The 15,086-nt window shown below is 47.4% G+C and carries 15 protein-coding genes and 1 tRNA gene; 10 read left to right on the top strand and 6 right to left on the bottom strand.

Annotated elements, in window-relative coordinates; genetic code table 11:
• Positions 1 to 66 precede the first annotated feature (66 nt).
• Positions 67 to 1,008: a glutathione S-transferase C-terminal domain-containing protein gene (locus QUA34_RS10580; RefSeq protein WP_333386491.1), complete on the top strand. Its 942-nt coding sequence runs from the start codon at positions 67 to 69 to the stop codon at positions 1,006 to 1,008.
• A 151-nt stretch (positions 1,009 to 1,159) separates the two neighbouring features.
• Here the strand turns inward: QUA34_RS10580 and thyD are convergent, their stop codons facing one another.
• The gene (gene thyD / locus QUA34_RS10575) at positions 1,160 to 2,086 is read right to left on the bottom strand and encodes a thylakoid membrane protein ThyD (RefSeq protein ID WP_333386345.1); all 927 of its coding nucleotides are present in this window, start codon (positions 2,084 to 2,086) and stop codon (positions 1,160 to 1,162) included.
• 147 nt (positions 2,087 to 2,233) lie between these two features.
• Here thyD and QUA34_RS10570 point away from each other — a divergent pair, with 147 nt between their 5' ends.
• Entirely contained in the window at positions 2,234 to 3,865 is a 1,632-nt protein-coding gene (locus QUA34_RS10570) for a DUF3352 domain-containing protein (protein ID WP_333386342.1), read from the top strand.
• 284 nt (positions 3,866 to 4,149) lie between these two features.
• Here the strand turns inward: QUA34_RS10570 and QUA34_RS10565 are convergent, their stop codons facing one another.
• The 3 genes from QUA34_RS10565 to QUA34_RS10555 form a co-directional block, all read right to left on the bottom strand.
• Positions 4,150 to 4,347, bottom strand: coding sequence for a hypothetical protein (locus QUA34_RS10565; RefSeq protein WP_006632682.1), 198 nt, complete (start codon positions 4,345 to 4,347; stop codon positions 4,150 to 4,152).
• 196 nt (positions 4,348 to 4,543) lie between these two features.
• Positions 4,544 to 4,960 carry a tetratricopeptide repeat protein gene (locus QUA34_RS10560; protein ID WP_333070877.1) on the bottom strand — a complete coding sequence of 139 codons (417 nt, stop codon included), beginning with the start codon at positions 4,958 to 4,960 and terminating at the stop codon, positions 4,544 to 4,546.
• A gap of 87 nt (positions 4,961 to 5,047) precedes the next feature.
• Entirely contained in the window at positions 5,048 to 5,401 is a 354-nt protein-coding gene (locus QUA34_RS10555) for a HesB/IscA family protein (RefSeq protein ID WP_006632680.1), read from the bottom strand.
• A gap of 245 nt (positions 5,402 to 5,646) precedes the next feature.
• Here QUA34_RS10555 and QUA34_RS10550 point away from each other — a divergent pair, with 245 nt between their 5' ends.
• The 8 genes from QUA34_RS10550 to QUA34_RS10510 all read left to right on the top strand — a co-directional run bounded on the left by QUA34_RS10550 (position 5,647) and on the right by QUA34_RS10510 (position 13,764).
• Positions 5,647 to 7,296 (top strand): DUF6930 domain-containing protein, encoded by a 1,650-nt coding sequence (locus QUA34_RS10550; protein WP_333386338.1) that lies wholly within the window; start codon positions 5,647 to 5,649, stop codon positions 7,294 to 7,296.
• Positions 7,297 to 7,469: 173 nt separating this feature from the next.
• A complete protein-coding gene (locus tag QUA34_RS10545) occupies positions 7,470 to 7,724 on the top strand; it encodes a hypothetical protein (RefSeq protein ID WP_333386335.1) in 255 nt (84 codons plus the stop codon).
• A 4-nt stretch (positions 7,725 to 7,728) separates the two neighbouring features.
• Positions 7,729 to 7,929: a type II toxin-antitoxin system PemK/MazF family toxin gene (locus QUA34_RS10540; protein WP_333386332.1), complete on the top strand. Its 201-nt coding sequence runs from the start codon at positions 7,729 to 7,731 to the stop codon at positions 7,927 to 7,929.
• Positions 7,930 to 8,146: 217 nt separating this feature from the next.
• Entirely contained in the window at positions 8,147 to 9,583 is a 1,437-nt protein-coding gene (gene zds, locus QUA34_RS10530) for a 9,9'-di-cis-zeta-carotene desaturase (protein WP_333386330.1), read from the top strand.
• A 189-nt stretch (positions 9,584 to 9,772) separates the two neighbouring features.
• Entirely contained in the window at positions 9,773 to 10,219 is a 447-nt protein-coding gene (locus tag QUA34_RS10525; RefSeq protein WP_015175311.1) for an SRPBCC family protein, read from the top strand.
• Between the two features lie 106 nt (positions 10,220 to 10,325).
• Positions 10,326 to 12,329, top strand: a complete 2,004-nt coding sequence (locus QUA34_RS10520; RefSeq protein ID WP_333386326.1) for a serine/threonine-protein kinase — start codon at positions 10,326 to 10,328, stop codon at positions 12,327 to 12,329.
• Between the two features lie 86 nt (positions 12,330 to 12,415).
• A tRNA-Val gene (locus QUA34_RS10515) sits at positions 12,416 to 12,489 on the top strand.
• A 123-nt stretch (positions 12,490 to 12,612) separates the two neighbouring features.
• Positions 12,613 to 13,764: a tyrosine-type recombinase/integrase gene (locus QUA34_RS10510; RefSeq protein WP_333386323.1), complete on the top strand. Its 1,152-nt coding sequence runs from the start codon at positions 12,613 to 12,615 to the stop codon at positions 13,762 to 13,764.
• Between the two features lie 197 nt (positions 13,765 to 13,961).
• Here QUA34_RS10510 and QUA34_RS10505 read toward each other — a convergent pair whose 3' ends face one another.
• A complete protein-coding gene (locus QUA34_RS10505) occupies positions 13,962 to 14,141 on the bottom strand; it encodes an NblA/ycf18 family protein (RefSeq protein ID WP_333041339.1) in 180 nt (59 codons plus the stop codon).
• Positions 14,138 to 14,890: a hypothetical protein gene (locus QUA34_RS10500; protein WP_333386320.1), complete on the bottom strand. Its 753-nt coding sequence runs from the start codon at positions 14,888 to 14,890 to the stop codon at positions 14,138 to 14,140. Before QUA34_RS10500 ends, QUA34_RS10505 begins: the two co-directional genes overlap by 4 nt.
• Between the last annotated feature and the right edge of the window lie 196 nt (positions 14,891 to 15,086).

Genomic DNA, 15,086 nt, shown 5'->3' with positions numbered 1-15,086 from the left:
ATTGTGAAAAACAAATCACTTCCTTCATCCGTAACAGTCAAGCTAGGCAAATTTGTCTGGACATCAATGTGGCAATTAATGATGTCCAAACTAGCGCCGCCCGATCGCACCGGAGCATACATTCGCCCCACCAGCAGTTTCCGCAACTTTGTCAGCACTGCACCAGACAACCCTCACGGGCCCGCTGCGGGACGGTATCGCCTCTTCGTGGGTACGGGATGCCCTTGGGCGCACCGCACTCTGGTGACGAGGGCGCTCAAAGGGCTTGAAGATGCGATATCTGTGTCTCTTGTCTATCCCTCTGAAGGGGGAATGTGGGTGATGGAGTCGCAGACTTTTGGCTGCAACACGATGCCCGAACTTTACCAGTTGGCTTTACCGGGCTATCAGGGGCGGTGTACGGTGCCGGTGCTGTGGGATGACTCGAAAAAGGCGATCGTCAATAACGAGAGTTCGGAAATTATTGTGATGCTAAACTCGGAGTTTAACGAGTTTGCTAGCAATCCTCAAATGGATCTTTATCCTCTGGATTTGCGATCGCAAATTGACGAGTGGAATGAGAAGATCTACCAATCGGTGAATAACGGCGTTTATCGCTGCGGTTTCGCGCAATCTCAAGCTGCTTATGACTCGGCTTGCAGTGAATTGTTTGCTGTTTTAGACGAGATCGATCGATCGCTCTTGAGGAGTCGTTACCTGTGTGGCGATCGGGTGACTTTAGCAGACGTGCGGCTTTTTACTACTCTATTCCGTTTTGATGCCGTTTACTACAGCTTGTTTAAATGCAATGTGCGCCGCATTCAAGATTACGAGCATTTGGGAGCTTATCTGCGCGATTTGTACCAGTTACCGGGAGTTGCGGGCACTTGCGATTTGGAGGCTGTGAAGCGCGATTATTACGGCAATTTGTTCCCGCTGAATCCCGGCTGCATTATCCCCGCTGGACCCGATCCGGCGACTTTGCTCAAAGCTCACGATCGCGCAGGGCTCAGAAACCGGGTTTCTTAACTTAATCTTGATTAGGATGCCAGAATTATCGCAGAAACCCGCTTGGATTATCTGCGTGGGCATCAGAAACCGGGTTTCTTACCAAAATCGGGCGTGAAGATGCCAGAATTATCGCAGAAACCTGGTTTCTTGGACAAGGAGGATGTGACTTCTAACTTCCCGATAAAATTTCTTCGAGTGCTAATTTCAGCGTCGGATATTGATATTGAAAACCGCTAGCTAAAGTTTGTTTCGGCAACACTTTCTGCCCTTCCAAAACAAGTTTTGCCCCGTCTCCCAACAGCATTTCTAAAGCAAAACCAGGCACCGGCAACCAAGAAGGCCGCTGCAAAACTTCCCCTAAAGTTTGACACAATTCATTCATCCGCACCGGATTAGGTGCTGTCGCATTCAAAACGCCTTCAACTTGCGGATTTTGCAAAGCGTACAAAATTAAATCAACCACATCCTCGCGATGAACCCAAGAAAACCACTGTTTTCCTGTCCCAATCGGGCCGCCTGCAAATAGTTTAAAAGGTGGCAGCATTTTTGCCAACGCGCCTCCCATTCCCAAAACTATCCCCAGCCGCAAAATTGCTAGCCGCGTTCCCGCATTTTTTGCAGGTTGGGCTGCTGCTTCCCAGTCTTTGCAAACTGCTGCTAAAAAATCGTTTCCCGCGAGGCTCGTTTCGTCAAATTCAGCGGTTTCGCTGGTTCCGTAATAGCCGATCGCCGATGCGCTAACCAACACAGATGGTCTAGGATTAGCATTGACGATCGCTTCCACCAATTTTGCCGTCGTCAGTTTGCGACTGTCGAGAATTTCTTGCTGGCGCGCCTCCGTCCACCTTTCCTCAGCAATCGGAACCCCAGCTAAATTTACAACACCATCGCAGCCCGCGATCGACTTTTGCCAATCACCAGACTCCGCCGGAGTGTAGGCGACAACTTCCAAATTCGGATAAGCTGAAGCGGGAAAAACTCGGCCAGCCTTCGCCGCATCCCTGCTCAAAACCACCACTTGATGTCCCGCAGCTTGCAGCTTCTCCACCAGCCGGCTACCTACAAATCCCGTTGCTCCCGCGATCGCTACTTTCATCTTTTACCAATAATGCACAGTTCTAGCAGTTTAGACGATCGTCCAAACTTGTTTTGAATTATACAAAAATAAACAGCAGCCTCGATCGCCTCCCCACAAGCTTTCTGTATTTTGATTAAACTGATATGGACGCGAGGAACACAAACCATGCCAGCAAAAAAATCAAAGCTTCTAATTGCTGCCTCCATCGCCGCAGCAGGTAGCGCTGCGGTCTACTTTTACTTCCAGGGTTTGAGCCAACAAGTATCCAACCCTCAAGACAGCGCCAAAGTTGTGCCCGACGAAGCAATGATGGCCGCGTTTATCTCCCCCAATCCCCAAGCGTTGGCCCAGTTGCAGCGATTTGGCACGCCAGGGGCTCAAAAGTTGATCGGTCAGGGTTTGAAGGGCTTTCAAGAACAAAGCTTGGCAGGCACTCAAATCGACTTTGACAGGGACTTAAAGCCTTGGTTAGGGGGGGTGATGGTCGCTTTGCTGCCCCCTGATGCTGTGACGAATACAGAGCCTCCAAAACTGCTGGTAGTAGTCAGCGTGAAAAATAAAATTAGCGCTTGGAATTTTGCTAATAAATTAAAATCTCAGCCCGGTGCAACTACTCAAGAAACCGAGTATAAAGGAGTTAAAATTTTTGAAATTGCAGAGCCAACTGGCAAGCGCTACAGTGTGGCTTTGCTGAACGACCAATTAGTGATGGCTCCTTTGAAAAAGCCTGTGGAATTGGCGATCGATACTTTTAAAGGAGAACCCTCCCTCGCTACGCAGCAGAGTACAACTAAGTTTTTTTCTGAGAGTGCTGGTGTCAAGAATCCGATCGCAACTGTTTATATTGCTGACTATCCTGCGGCAATTGAGCAATTGAAAGCTAATTTGCCCGCCGATATCCAGTTGCCTTGGACAGTGTTTTCGCAGTTCAAACAAGTTAAGTCTTTGGTTGCGGGAATTGGGGCGGATAGTGAGGGATTGAGGGTAAAAACTATTGCTCAGTTAGAGCCTAAATTCGTGCAGCAAAATCCACAATTTGCATCGAAATTGTTGCCCAGATTTCCCGTCGAAACCATTGCGTTAGTCGGTGGCAAGGGAATTGATCAAATTTGGTCGCAAGCAACCGCTGAGGCACAAGATAGCCCGGAAGTTGACAGGGGAGTTCAGCAGGTGAGGAATAGTTTTAAGCGGTTGGATTTGGATGCGGATCGAGAGGTTTTTGGTTGGATGAATGGGGAATTTGCGATCGGGGCGATCGGTTCCAATCAAGGGATTTTGTCTCAGTTGGGGATGGGGGCGGCGATGATTTTTGAAACCAGCGATCGCCCTGCTGCCGAAGCAACTCTGAAAAAACTCGATGCGATCGCCAAAAGCAATCCTACAGTCAGTGTCGCCCCTAGACAAGTTCAAGGCAAAGAAGTTACGGAGTGGCAAATACCCCAGCAAGGCACTTTATTCGGGCACGGTTGGCTGAATGAAAATTCTGTATTTGTAGCTTTCGGCGGGCCTTTAGTTGATGTGATTACTTCGACGCCACCCCAGCCGTTAAGCAGCAGTCCGAGTTTTCAGGCGATCGCTACTTCTTTACCGCGGGCAAACCAAGGTTACTTTTACATAGATATGGAAAAAACCATGTCTTGGGCTAACCAATATTTGCTTGCAGTACAGCCAAATTTAGTTTCACCGCCCGTCGCTGAATTGCTGAATTCTCTCCGAGGAGTTAGCGTAGCCACAGCTTCTACACAACCAACAACTGCTGAGTTGGAGATGCTTTTTGCCTTGAAATCTAACCGGTAATTTTTCCTCCTATTCTTCTATCCCTTAATATCCTTTCCGGTTGCATCGGAATAATCACATCGAGTCAACAGTTAACACTCAACCATTCAGTTTTTCGACCCGCCCGTCAACAGTCAACAGTCAACAGTCAACAGTCAACAATTCCGGAGGAGTGCAACCGGAATTGATATAAATCCCGTACACGACTTCGTGGCCGGAGTTTTTTCTGACAAAAAAAAGATGCTGCCCTCAATGGAGGGCAGCTACTCAAATAAAGCATCTTAAAGTCTCTCACAACTTCAGAATTAACCTTCAGACATTCCTGATTTATTCGGCAATTGCAAATCATCCGGATCTACGTAGTGACAAACTGCTTTGTCCATGCAAATCAAGGCCCAGCCGGATTTATCGATGCTCATCAACTTGTAAGAAGCTGGCTGAATAAAGAAACCTTTGTGGTTGCGGGTTGCTGGTTTGATGTTAACGTGGCTGTCAGTGCTCATGTTTTTACAACTCCTAGTATTATCCTAATAAAATCTGAAAACCGCTGAGCGGATTTGGCAATCGTCTAAGTTTTCAAATACTAGCACTGACTTCCTGAGTTTTCCATAAAGTTATTTATTGATTTATTACGATGTCGTAATAAACCGCACAGCCGATTTCTTCGATCCCCGCCCAAAAATCGACTTGTTTGCGTGGTTACGGCTCCAGAAGCCACTGTTTAACGCGGGCGAGACTCTTCCAGTCGGGTTTTCTCTTTAATCCTTCTTCAAAATTTTTTTTAACTTCGTCGAGCAACTCTTCCGAAGCCATTAGAAGTTGCTGAGCCACTTCGACGTGGGGGCGCACTCCTTTTTCTTTGAGATCGAGGATCGCTACTGCTAGGTTGATGCGAGCTTGGGGGTCATGAGGGTTCAATTTAACGGCTGTTTTCGCTGCCTTTTGAGCCGGTGCAGGTTTATTTTCCAACAGGTAGAGCCACGCGAGGCTAGCCCAGGCATTGCCATTTTTGGGAGCTTTTTCGCACACTTCTTTAAACACGGGGATCAGATTAGCCGGGGCTTCGCCAGCTTGGTAGCGATCGAAACCGTCTTTAAACAATTCTTCAGGGGTCATTCGATTTTAGATTTTAGATTTGGGATGTTGCATGGAAAAGGGCATGGGGCAGTTAACAACTTTCTGCCCCATGCCCTCTTTTCCGATTTATGTAGAAAAAGAACTGCCACAACCGCAAGTTTGAGTTGCGTTGGGGTTAGTAAACTGAAAGCCGCCCCCGATCATAGCATCGCTGAAGTCGAGAACCAAACCGTAGAGATAAAGAATGCTTTTGCGATCGCAAACTACCTGAAAACCGTCGTAGTCGAACACTTCATCGTCGGATTTCACAGTGCTTGGATCTGCGAAATCCATCACGTAGGACATTCCAGAGCATCCGCCCTGCCGCACCCCTACCCGCAAGCAGAGGTCTTTACCTTGTTTTTCTCTCAGGGCTAAAACTTGACGGACAGCAGAGTCCGTCATTTGAATGCCGCGCTTTTCAGAAATGGCTTGAGTCATAATTTGCCGAACTCCTGAGACTGTCTAATGCAAAGAGTTTAATCTTATTGCTCCATTGTACAGGCATTCGCCCGAAGGCATTCGGTTAGATGCTGAAGGCAGAATTTTTAGCTTCTAACTTTTAATTAGCGTGGGGCATCGTTCCCCAGCTTGATGTCCTCTCCCCCTATAGGGTTTATGATTGAGAAGCAGCGGTTGACCGGCTACCGGCACCGCAACAATGCTTCACCCAACGGGCTTACTCTATGGCAGCGCTGAATCGCTCTACTCTTCGTCGGCTACAAAACTTACCTCAAATTCCCAGCGTGTGGGAGGGCGATCGCCGACCCTTATCTAATGCTGACTCGCACATGATGCTAGATGACGATGACATTCTAGAAGGTGGTGGCGAGTGCATTCTCTGGGTCGATGGCTCCGAGGGAGTCGTGAGGGCTATGGACATGGTAGGCCCAGATGCCGGCCCAGAGGCGATCGTCCGGGCCCTGCTACGGGCAATGGAACATCCCCAAAGTCCGGCTCCCGCAGTCCGGCCCCAAAAAATAGTAGTCAAAAACCGAGAAATTCAATTTTATCTGCGGGGCGTACTTCAAGATTTAGGCATTTCCATTGACTACGTGCCGGAATTGCCCCTAATTGACGAAATATTTCGCGGCATGGAAGAGGTCGCGATCAACAGACCTCCTGAGTTGCCCCCTCAGTATGCTGAAGTTTTAATGGAAAAAGCTGCTCAAATTTGGCAAGATGCTCCGTGGCGGACTTTGAGCGAACACCAAATTATATCTATTGAAATCAATCAGTGGGATGTCGCCAGCCTCTACGTGTCTGTATTGGGGCAAGGCAGAATGGATTACGGAGTTTTACTGTACCGTTCTCTAGAATCCTTGAAGCGGTTTCGAGAACGAGTCGTCAATGATGAATCTTTTGAAGATTTAGAACAGGCTTTTTTAGGGCAAGACTGTTTGTTTCTTACCTTTGAAAGTGCGGCAGATATTGATGAGGACGACGACGACGAAATTGATTTAGCCGATTTGCCTCCATCGGAAATTGAACCAAATTTCGGCAACCTGCATCCTTTAGAAGGATTGCGATCGATTCTTTACGAAGAAGAAGCCCTCACGATGTTAGTTGCTCTCGAAGCATTTCACCGCTTTTTCCGCAACGGTCGCCGGAAATTGGGATCAGATACTTTTCCCACTCTTAGCAGCCGCTACCGCATCCCTGTTCCGCAGTCTGACGGAGAAATTCAACAGGTATCCGTTAAAGTTTCCACGATGCCGGATGTGTCAGACGAATTATTACAGATGCTCGGTGATGACGATGATGACGATGATGACGATGATGATGAATTTGACAAGCCACTGCTGCGGGACGATTTGGTGCCGCAAAATTCATTTTTGAGTCTCGGCGCCGTACCTTGGGAAACGGTAGATTTCCTGCGCCAAAGTGTCCAGTTTCACCAAGGTGCAGAAATTGATATTAATGCCGCCGGAGATGGTTTGCCGGTGGTGATGATCCAAACTTCTCATCCGAAGGCAAAAACTATGATTCAGGATTTGAAAGAAGCTGGAGGTGTGAAGGGGATTGGTTTTAATCCGGGCGAAAATCCGTTTCAGGATGAGCAATACGACTTGGGTATTTTGCAAACTAAAAATGGCGAGTTGTATTTGTTTGGGGAGTTTAATGAAGACGATCCGGTGCATCAAGAAGCTCGCAAGAAGTGGGATCGCCGCTGTAAATTAACCAACGGTTGGTGCGGTTTGATTATTGCTAAAGGGTTGATGGGTGCTTCTCGCGGTCAGCCTCAGTTTAAGGATATGATCGCTTTGCTTGAGGTGCGTTGGGTGTCTGCTAAAGACTTGGGAATTGGGCCACTTCAGTTGATGCCGATGTTTTAAAGTTAGTTGACTGTTGGCAGTTGACTGTTGGCAGTTGGCAGTTGGCAGTTGGCAGTTGGCAGTTGTTAATTGCTTGGGACTGCTAATAACCAATAACCACCAACCAACAACATTAGTCAGCAGTCAACCGTCATCAGTCATTTTTTTTATTTGAATTAGCAAGGAAAATGATTATGTCAAATTCTACTGAAAAGCGAGAAGTGTTAGTCACCCTTGATGCTGAATTCGCGGAGAAAATAGATCAGCTTACTGATGATTGGACGGAGGCGATCGAACAAGCTCTCCGTCTCTGGTACGCTAAGCAAATAGAAGATAAGTTGCGGAAGTTTTATCAAAACCGCAGCCAAGAAGATATTGAGTTTGAGGAAGAATGGGCAACATTTGCTCAGGAACAAATGGAAGAAATTTTAATAGAGGAAGGTCTTTGATACAATGACAGAAGCTTATCCGCGACAAGGCGAAGTTTATCTTGTTAGAGCTTTGCGAACGATCGGAGATAGCAAAAAGCGTCCTGTTGCTGTCGTTTCCATAGATAGCCGGAATGAATTGAGCCGTACTGTACTGATTGTCCCTTTTACTAGCGATTTGAGAGGGGGCGAAACTCCGACTAGGGTTTTGATTACGGCACGGTGAAGGAGGGTTAGAATCTGACTCGCTGGCTGTCTGCGACCAAATTCTAGCTGTCCAAAAGACTTATCTGGAACAAGACCCTTACGGTCAAATTAGTGCCGATGTCCTAGCAAGAATTCAGAGGGCTATACAAATGTCGATCGGCATTTATGAACTTTGAATGCTTCGGAAATTCTAAATTTTGTTACAATTTGTAAAAATACTGTAAAGGATAGGTAAAATGCGGGTTGCGATCGCAGGTGCGGGACTGGCTGGAATGACCACAGCAGTCGATTTAGTGGAGGCCGGCCACGAAGTAGAAATTTTTGAATCCCGCCCCTTTGTCGGCGGCAAAGTCGGAAGTTGGGTAGATCCCGACGGCAATCACGTTGAAATGGGTTTGCACGTTTTCTTCGGCTGCTATTATAACTTATTTGCTCTGATGAAAAAAGTGGGAGCATTTGACGATTTGCTCCTCAAAGAACACGTCCACACTTTTATCAATCGAGGCGGCGAAACCGGTTCTTTAGATTTTCGCTTTCCGGTGGGTGCTCCTTTGCACGGATTGAAGGCATTTTTCACGACATCTCAGCTATCCGTACAAGACAAAATTCAAAATGCGATCGCCCTGGGAACTAGCCCGATCGTCCGGGGTTTGATAGACTTTGAAGGAGCGATGAAAACTATCCGCGATTTGGATAAAGTTAGCTTCGCTGACTGGTTCCGCAGTCAAGGTGGCAACCAAAACTCGCTCAAAAGAATGTGGAATCCGATCGCCTACGCACTGGGTTTTATCGACACTGAAAATATTTCAGCCCGGTGTATGTTGACAATATTTCAATTCTTTGCATCAAAAACCGAAGCCTCTGTCATGCGGATGCTGGCTGGTTCTCCCAACGAATATTTGCACAAACCCATTGTGGAATATTTGGAAAGCAAAGGAACGAAAATTCACACGCGGCGCAGAGTCCGAGAAATTCAGTTTGAAGAAGGCGAAGAAACCCGCGTAACAGGCTTGCTAGTAGCTAACGGCGAAACAGAAGAAAATATTACCGCAGACGCTTATGTTTTTGCATTAGATGTGCCTGGAATTCAGAAAATATTGCCCCCAGCTTGGCGCAAATGGTCAGAATTTGATAACATTTATCAATTAGATGCGGTGCCGGTTGCTACAGTACAATTGCGGTTCGACGGTTGGGTAACGGAACTGGAAGACGAAGCTAAGCGCAAACAGTTGAGCCACGCTGTAGGAATCGATAATTTGCTATATTCAGCAGATGCAGATTTTTCCTGTTTTGCAGATTTGGCACTGACAAGTCCCAAAGATTATTATCAAGAAGGAAAAGGTTCGCTGTTGCAGTTGGTGCTGACACCGGGCGATCCGTTTATTAAACAAAGCAATGAGGCGATCGCCCAACACGTACTTAAGCAAGTTCAGGATTTATTCCCGTCAGCGCGGGAATTAAACATGACTTGGTACAGTGTAGTTAAGCTCGCTCAATCTTTGTATCGCGAAGCACCGGGAATGGATGTTTTCCGCCCTGCTCAAAAAACGCCGATCGCCAATTTCTTTCTAGCAGGAAGTTACACTCAGCAAGACTACATTGATAGCATGGAAGGAGCGACACTTTCAGGCCATCAAGCGGCTAAGGCAATTCTCGAAGCTTACAGTCATTAGTCATTAGTCCTCTCTCGTTTTCTCTCGTTCCCAGGCTCGCCCTGGGAATGCCGATCAGGAGGCTCTGCCTCCAGTATTCTAGAGGAAAAGCGAGGCGGAGCCTCTGGATCTGCGTTACCAGGCAGAGCCTGGTAACAAGAAACAAACAATTCTTCAATCTAAAATCTAAAATCTAAAATCTAAAATCCCATGACTGATTGGTTAGAACACAGCGTCCAAGTAGAAGTGGCAATTCCCATCGAATTAGCGTGGCAACTCTGGTCAGATTTAGAGCAAATGCCGCGCTGGATGAAGTGGATAGAATCTGTTCATGTTCTCGAAGAAGATCCAGAGTTGTCTCGCTGGAAACTCGCAACTGGCGGGTTAGAATTTAGCTGGCTTTCTCGGATTCTCAAATTAGTGCCGAATCAGATAATTCAGTGGGAATCGGTAGACGGTTTGCCAAATCGAGGTGCGGTAAGATTTTACGATCGCAAAGACAGCAGTATCGTCAAGCTGACAGTGGCTTACGGAATTCCCGGCTGGCTGGGAAAATTGATGGATAACCTATTTCTCGGCCGCGTGGTTGAATCGACAATTCAGGCTGACTTGGAAAGGTTTAAAGAGTATGCTCTGAAAGTAAAAGCGACATCTTAAATTCTGAGGACTTTAGTCCTTTGGTTTTTAATTGTAACGCGAGAGTCGATCGCCCCCCGGCCTCAGTATCATAGAGATGTGCTGCTGATTCCTTCTCGGTTCAGTTATGAGTTATTGCCTAAACCCCGCCTGTCAAAACCCGCAAAATGCCGATCGTACCCAATTCTGCCTGAATTGCGGCTCCAAACTGTTGCTGAGAGAGCGTTACCGCGCCATCAAACCCCTGGGGCGCGGCGGTTTTGGTCGCACTTTTTTAGCAATAGACCAAGACAAACCCTCAAAACCCCGCTGTGCAATTAAACAGTTTTTCCCGCTATCTCAAGGTACCAGCAGCAGCGAGAAAGCAGCAGAATTATTCAACCGAGAAGCAGTGCGGCTGGACGAATTGGGGAAACACCCGCAAATTCCCGAACTGCTGGCGCACTTTCAGCAGGAACGCTATCAGTATTTGGTACAGGAATTTATAGAAGGTCAGAATTTACAGGAAGAGTTGGCGCGGACTGGGCCTTTTAGCGAAAGTAAAATTCTCAGTCTGCTGAAGGATTTATTGCCAGTATTGCAGTTCGTGCACGATCGCAGTGTAATTCACCGAGATATTAAACCGCCCAATATTATCCGCCGCCGCATTTCTCAACCTCCCATCATTTATACTTACCCCACATTAACGGGCGAATTAGTTTTAGTTGATTTTGGCGCTGCAAAAGTTGTGGAGGGTTTGAGACAAACCGGTACAGTCATCGGTTCTCCCGAATTCGTGGCGCCGGAACAAATTAGAGGTCAAGCGGTTTATGCCAGTGATTTGTACAGTTTGGGAGTAACTTGCATTTATTTGCTAACTCAAATATCTCCTTTTGATTTGTTTGATATTAATCAAGATGTTTGGGTTTGGCGAGACTTTTTGAAGGTTCCAATTGATCCGAAATTAAGTCGAATCCTCGACAAAATGATCGAATCGAGTCTCAGTCGGCGCTACAAATCTGTAGCTGAGGTATTGAAAGATTTGCAGTTGCCGCAGTCGGCGGGGGCGGGCACGGGGGCACCGCCCCTACCAGCGCCTACAATTCCCGTGCCGCAGAGGACGCCTGTGGTGCAGAATGCAGTGCCACCAACGCTTGCAGGCACCATTTTACCTGTGCCGCCGATGCAGCGGGTTGTACCCGCACGCGGCCCTACTTGGAGGTGTGTTCATACTCTGGTAGGGCATTCTAATGCTGTTACGTCGGTAGCTTTCAGTCCAGATGGCGCGACTTTAGCTAGCGGCAGTGAGGACAAGACGATTGAGATGTGGAAGTTGGAGACTGGTAGGCGGTGGTACACTCTCACTGGTCATTCTGACTGGGTGACTTGTGTGGCTTTTAGTCCTGATGGCGCTACTTTGGCTAGTGGCGGCCGGGACAAAATGATTCAAATTTGGGATTTGAATAAGGGTAAGTGGTGGTACACTCTCACGGGTCATTCTGACAGGGTTTATGCTGTGGCGTTTAGTCGGGATGGTCAGGTTTTGGCTAGCGGCAGTCGGGACAAAACTGTGCAGTTGTGGAATTTGAATAAGGGAAGGCCGATGTCGGCTTTGACTGGTCACGCTGGCGGGGTGGAGGCGGTGGCTTTTAGTCCTGGCGGGGAGTTTTTGGCTAGTGGGAGTCGGGACAAGACTGTGCAGTTGTGGGATTGGCAAAATGGTCGATCGATTTGTACTCTGGCGGAGCACGGGGATTGGGTGCGGGCGATCGTTTTTGCCCCGAACTCCCCCAGCCCCCCCTTGGTAAGGGGGGGAGTAGGAGAAGGATTGATTCTAGCGACGGGGAGTCGGGATGGTACGGCGAAGCTGTGGCGGGTGGATGCACAGGGGCGAGGGACGCTGTTGCGGAGTATGAGGGACAATTCTGGGGATGTTTTGTGTGTGGCGTTGAGTCCCGATGGTCGGGTTTTGGCGACGGGGAGTCGGGATGGCACGATTTATTTGTGGGATGCGGGTACGGGGGGTTTGCTGGAAATTCTGACGGGCCACGGGGGGGAGGTTTTGTCGGTGGCGTTTAGTCGTGATGGGGGGAGTTTGGCTAGCGGTGCGGGCGATCGAACTGTGAGGATTTGGCGGGGGATTGGGCATTAGGGGCGATGTCAAGAGTGTCCGTCTAAAAAATCTTATATTTATGCTTGACAGGCGATCGAATGTTCTGCTACATTAGGAATTCGTGAGGACGCATAGCTCAGTTGGTTAGAGCACTACGTTGACATCGTAGGGGTCACTGGTTCGAGTCCAGTTGTGTCCATCCCAAAACCCGCTTTCTAGGCGGGTTTTGAGTTTTCTATAACCTAATGGGCTGCTATAGTATTCTCAATCAGGGGTGACAATAAGTGACAATCCCAGACATTAAATGCGATAAATCTGCGATATGCCCAAAGGTTCTGTAAATGTAGAAGTTTTCAAGGATCGGCTACGGTTAGCGTGGTCGTGGGAAGGTAAACGCTTTTGGCTCTACATTGGTTTGCCTGATACGATCGTCAATCGTAAAGTCGCTTCTATGAAAGCCAGCCAAATCGAGCTAGACATTGCTAGTGGTAATTTTGACCCCTCCCTCGCCAAGTACAAGCCCCAGAAACAAGAATCTATTTCTGTTTCTGAGCTTTTTGACCAATTTGTCGAATATAAACGCCGTAAAATTGAGGCTGATACTTTTGCTAAATATACTGCCTTTCAGAAACACGTTTCTGTGTTTTTCAAAAGCAAAACAACAATTTCTGTTTCTGAAAGTGTTGCTGAAAATTTTAGAGATTGGTTATTGTCCGATCGCTCCCTTGAACCTGTGACGGTACGCGAACGGATTATCATGATGAACGCTTGCTGGGAATGGGCCCACAAAAAGAAGCTGGTTCTCGAAAATCCTTGGGCTGATGTTAAGGTTTCAGTCCCGCCAAAACAGCGCCCCGAACCGTTCACGCTTACAGAAATGAGCGCCATCGTTCATAAATTTCGTTCTGACTCAAACTTCAGTAACTACGCGGATTATGTGGAGTTTAAATTTGGCGTCGGTCTTCGCACCGGGGAAGCTGCTGCGCTGCAATGGCGACATTGTTCCGCTGAATGCGATCGCATCTGGATCGGAGAAAGTTTGAGTAATGGTGGCTCTCGCAAATCAACCAAAACTAATAAGGCGCGCACGGTGCCGCTAACACCAAGGCTGCAACAGCTATTACTTGATCGGCGACCAATTGAGAGGCTGCCCGACAATTTAATTTTCACCAGTAGCGAAGGTAGAGCGATCGACTCCAAAAATTTCTGCAACCGCTACTGGAAACCTGCGCTTGCATCCCTTGGAATTGATTACCGAAAACCTTACAACACCAGGCACACGCTAATTTCTCACGGCTTGGAAGCTGGCATGAATCCCGTGGCGATTGCATCCCTCACTGGCCACAATGTTCGCACTCTGTACGAAAACTATGCCGGATTGGTCAACTCACCACAATTGCCGGATTTTTTCCCGGTTTTGAACCCGGTTTCAGATGCTGATTTTGTGGTAATTCCATCTGATATCTCTGAATAAAACTCAGATGTTCAGGATGATTAATATCCCCATTACAACTTATTAATTGATTCAACAAAATAGGATTATAGAGAATTTTCCCGCTTGGGTTGCGTCCCCAGTGAATCCCTTCTATAAGTTTTTTTTGTTGTCGGTATCGCATTAAGGTTCGATCGCAGCAGTTGAGAATTTGGCAGGCAGTCTTTGCATCACAGAAATTATTCATTTGGATTTTGATTTGAATTGAGTAAACTTTTGATTACGTTGTCTTTGATCATGTTTTGTCGCATTAGTTCAACTAAGAGGACTCGTGCTTCTTCTACTGAAAGTGATTGAGCTTGAGAAGCGTAGATTCTTAATCGAAGTTGTTGCTCAAGTGTGAGGTCAATAGTTGTCATGATTCTATTTTCTCAGTGCGATCTTTTTCGGCAATCAATAGGTTGATTCGATCGCGAACTTCAGCAGTTTCTCCAGTCAGCCAATTCACTATTACCTCTCTCTGGTATTTAGTCCCTGGCGCTTTCCATCCATACATCTGAGTCAGTAGATTTTGCAAGTGTTCTGGGTAGTATTCGGGCCACCAAATAGTAGCTATCTCTCTTAGTTTTTCAGCATCCTTCTCATCTATTCCCCCGGAGATAGCTGCTGGTTCGGGTGTTGGTTCGGGTGTTGGTTCGGGTGTTGGTTCTTCCGTTCTCTCCGTTGTCTCCGTTGTCGGTTCTACTATTGGCATTGTCGATTCCGATGTCGTTGGAGCTAGTGTCGGAGTTGGTGTCGGGTCTGGGGAAATCAATCCATTAAAAGCGGTTTTTTCATCAGCGGTAAGGGAGTTCCAGACTTTCTGGCGATCGGCTGCGCCTTTGCTGCAAACTTCCTTGAGCATGGTCTGAATATCAAGAGCTGTTTCTCGATCGCCGGCTTCGATCGCTAGCCGAATATATTCGACAAGATCCCCTGTTTCGGCGTTTTGTTGAGGCTGCTGATCAACCTCAGTTTTTGAAAATGGCTCCAAATTTTGAGGTCGATCGCTAGGTTGATCACCTTGCTGTGCAAAGGATTGATCAACCTGATCAACCTGATCAACCTTGTTACCAAAACTAGGAAAATCTTTCGCTGCCGTGGAATTACTAAAAGCGGAAGCAGCCATCCAGTTTACTGTTCCTTTCGAGGTCGGATTCGAGGTCGGATTCGAGGTCGGATCAGAAGTTGGATCAGAAGTTGGATTCGAGGTCGGATCAGAATTTAGTATTTTTTCAGAAATAGGATGATCAGGTTGATCAGGTTGATCAAATCCTTGTGTAGCAGGGTGATCAACCTCGTGATCAACCTCCCTTTTTAAGGGG

The organism is Microcoleus sp. POL10_C6 (assembly GCF_036701585.1).
Lineage (GTDB): Bacteria > Cyanobacteriota > Cyanobacteriia > Cyanobacteriales > Microcoleaceae > Microcoleus.
The sequence above is the reverse complement of the archived record's forward strand: the minus strand, read 5'-3'. Positions and strand labels throughout refer to the sequence as shown.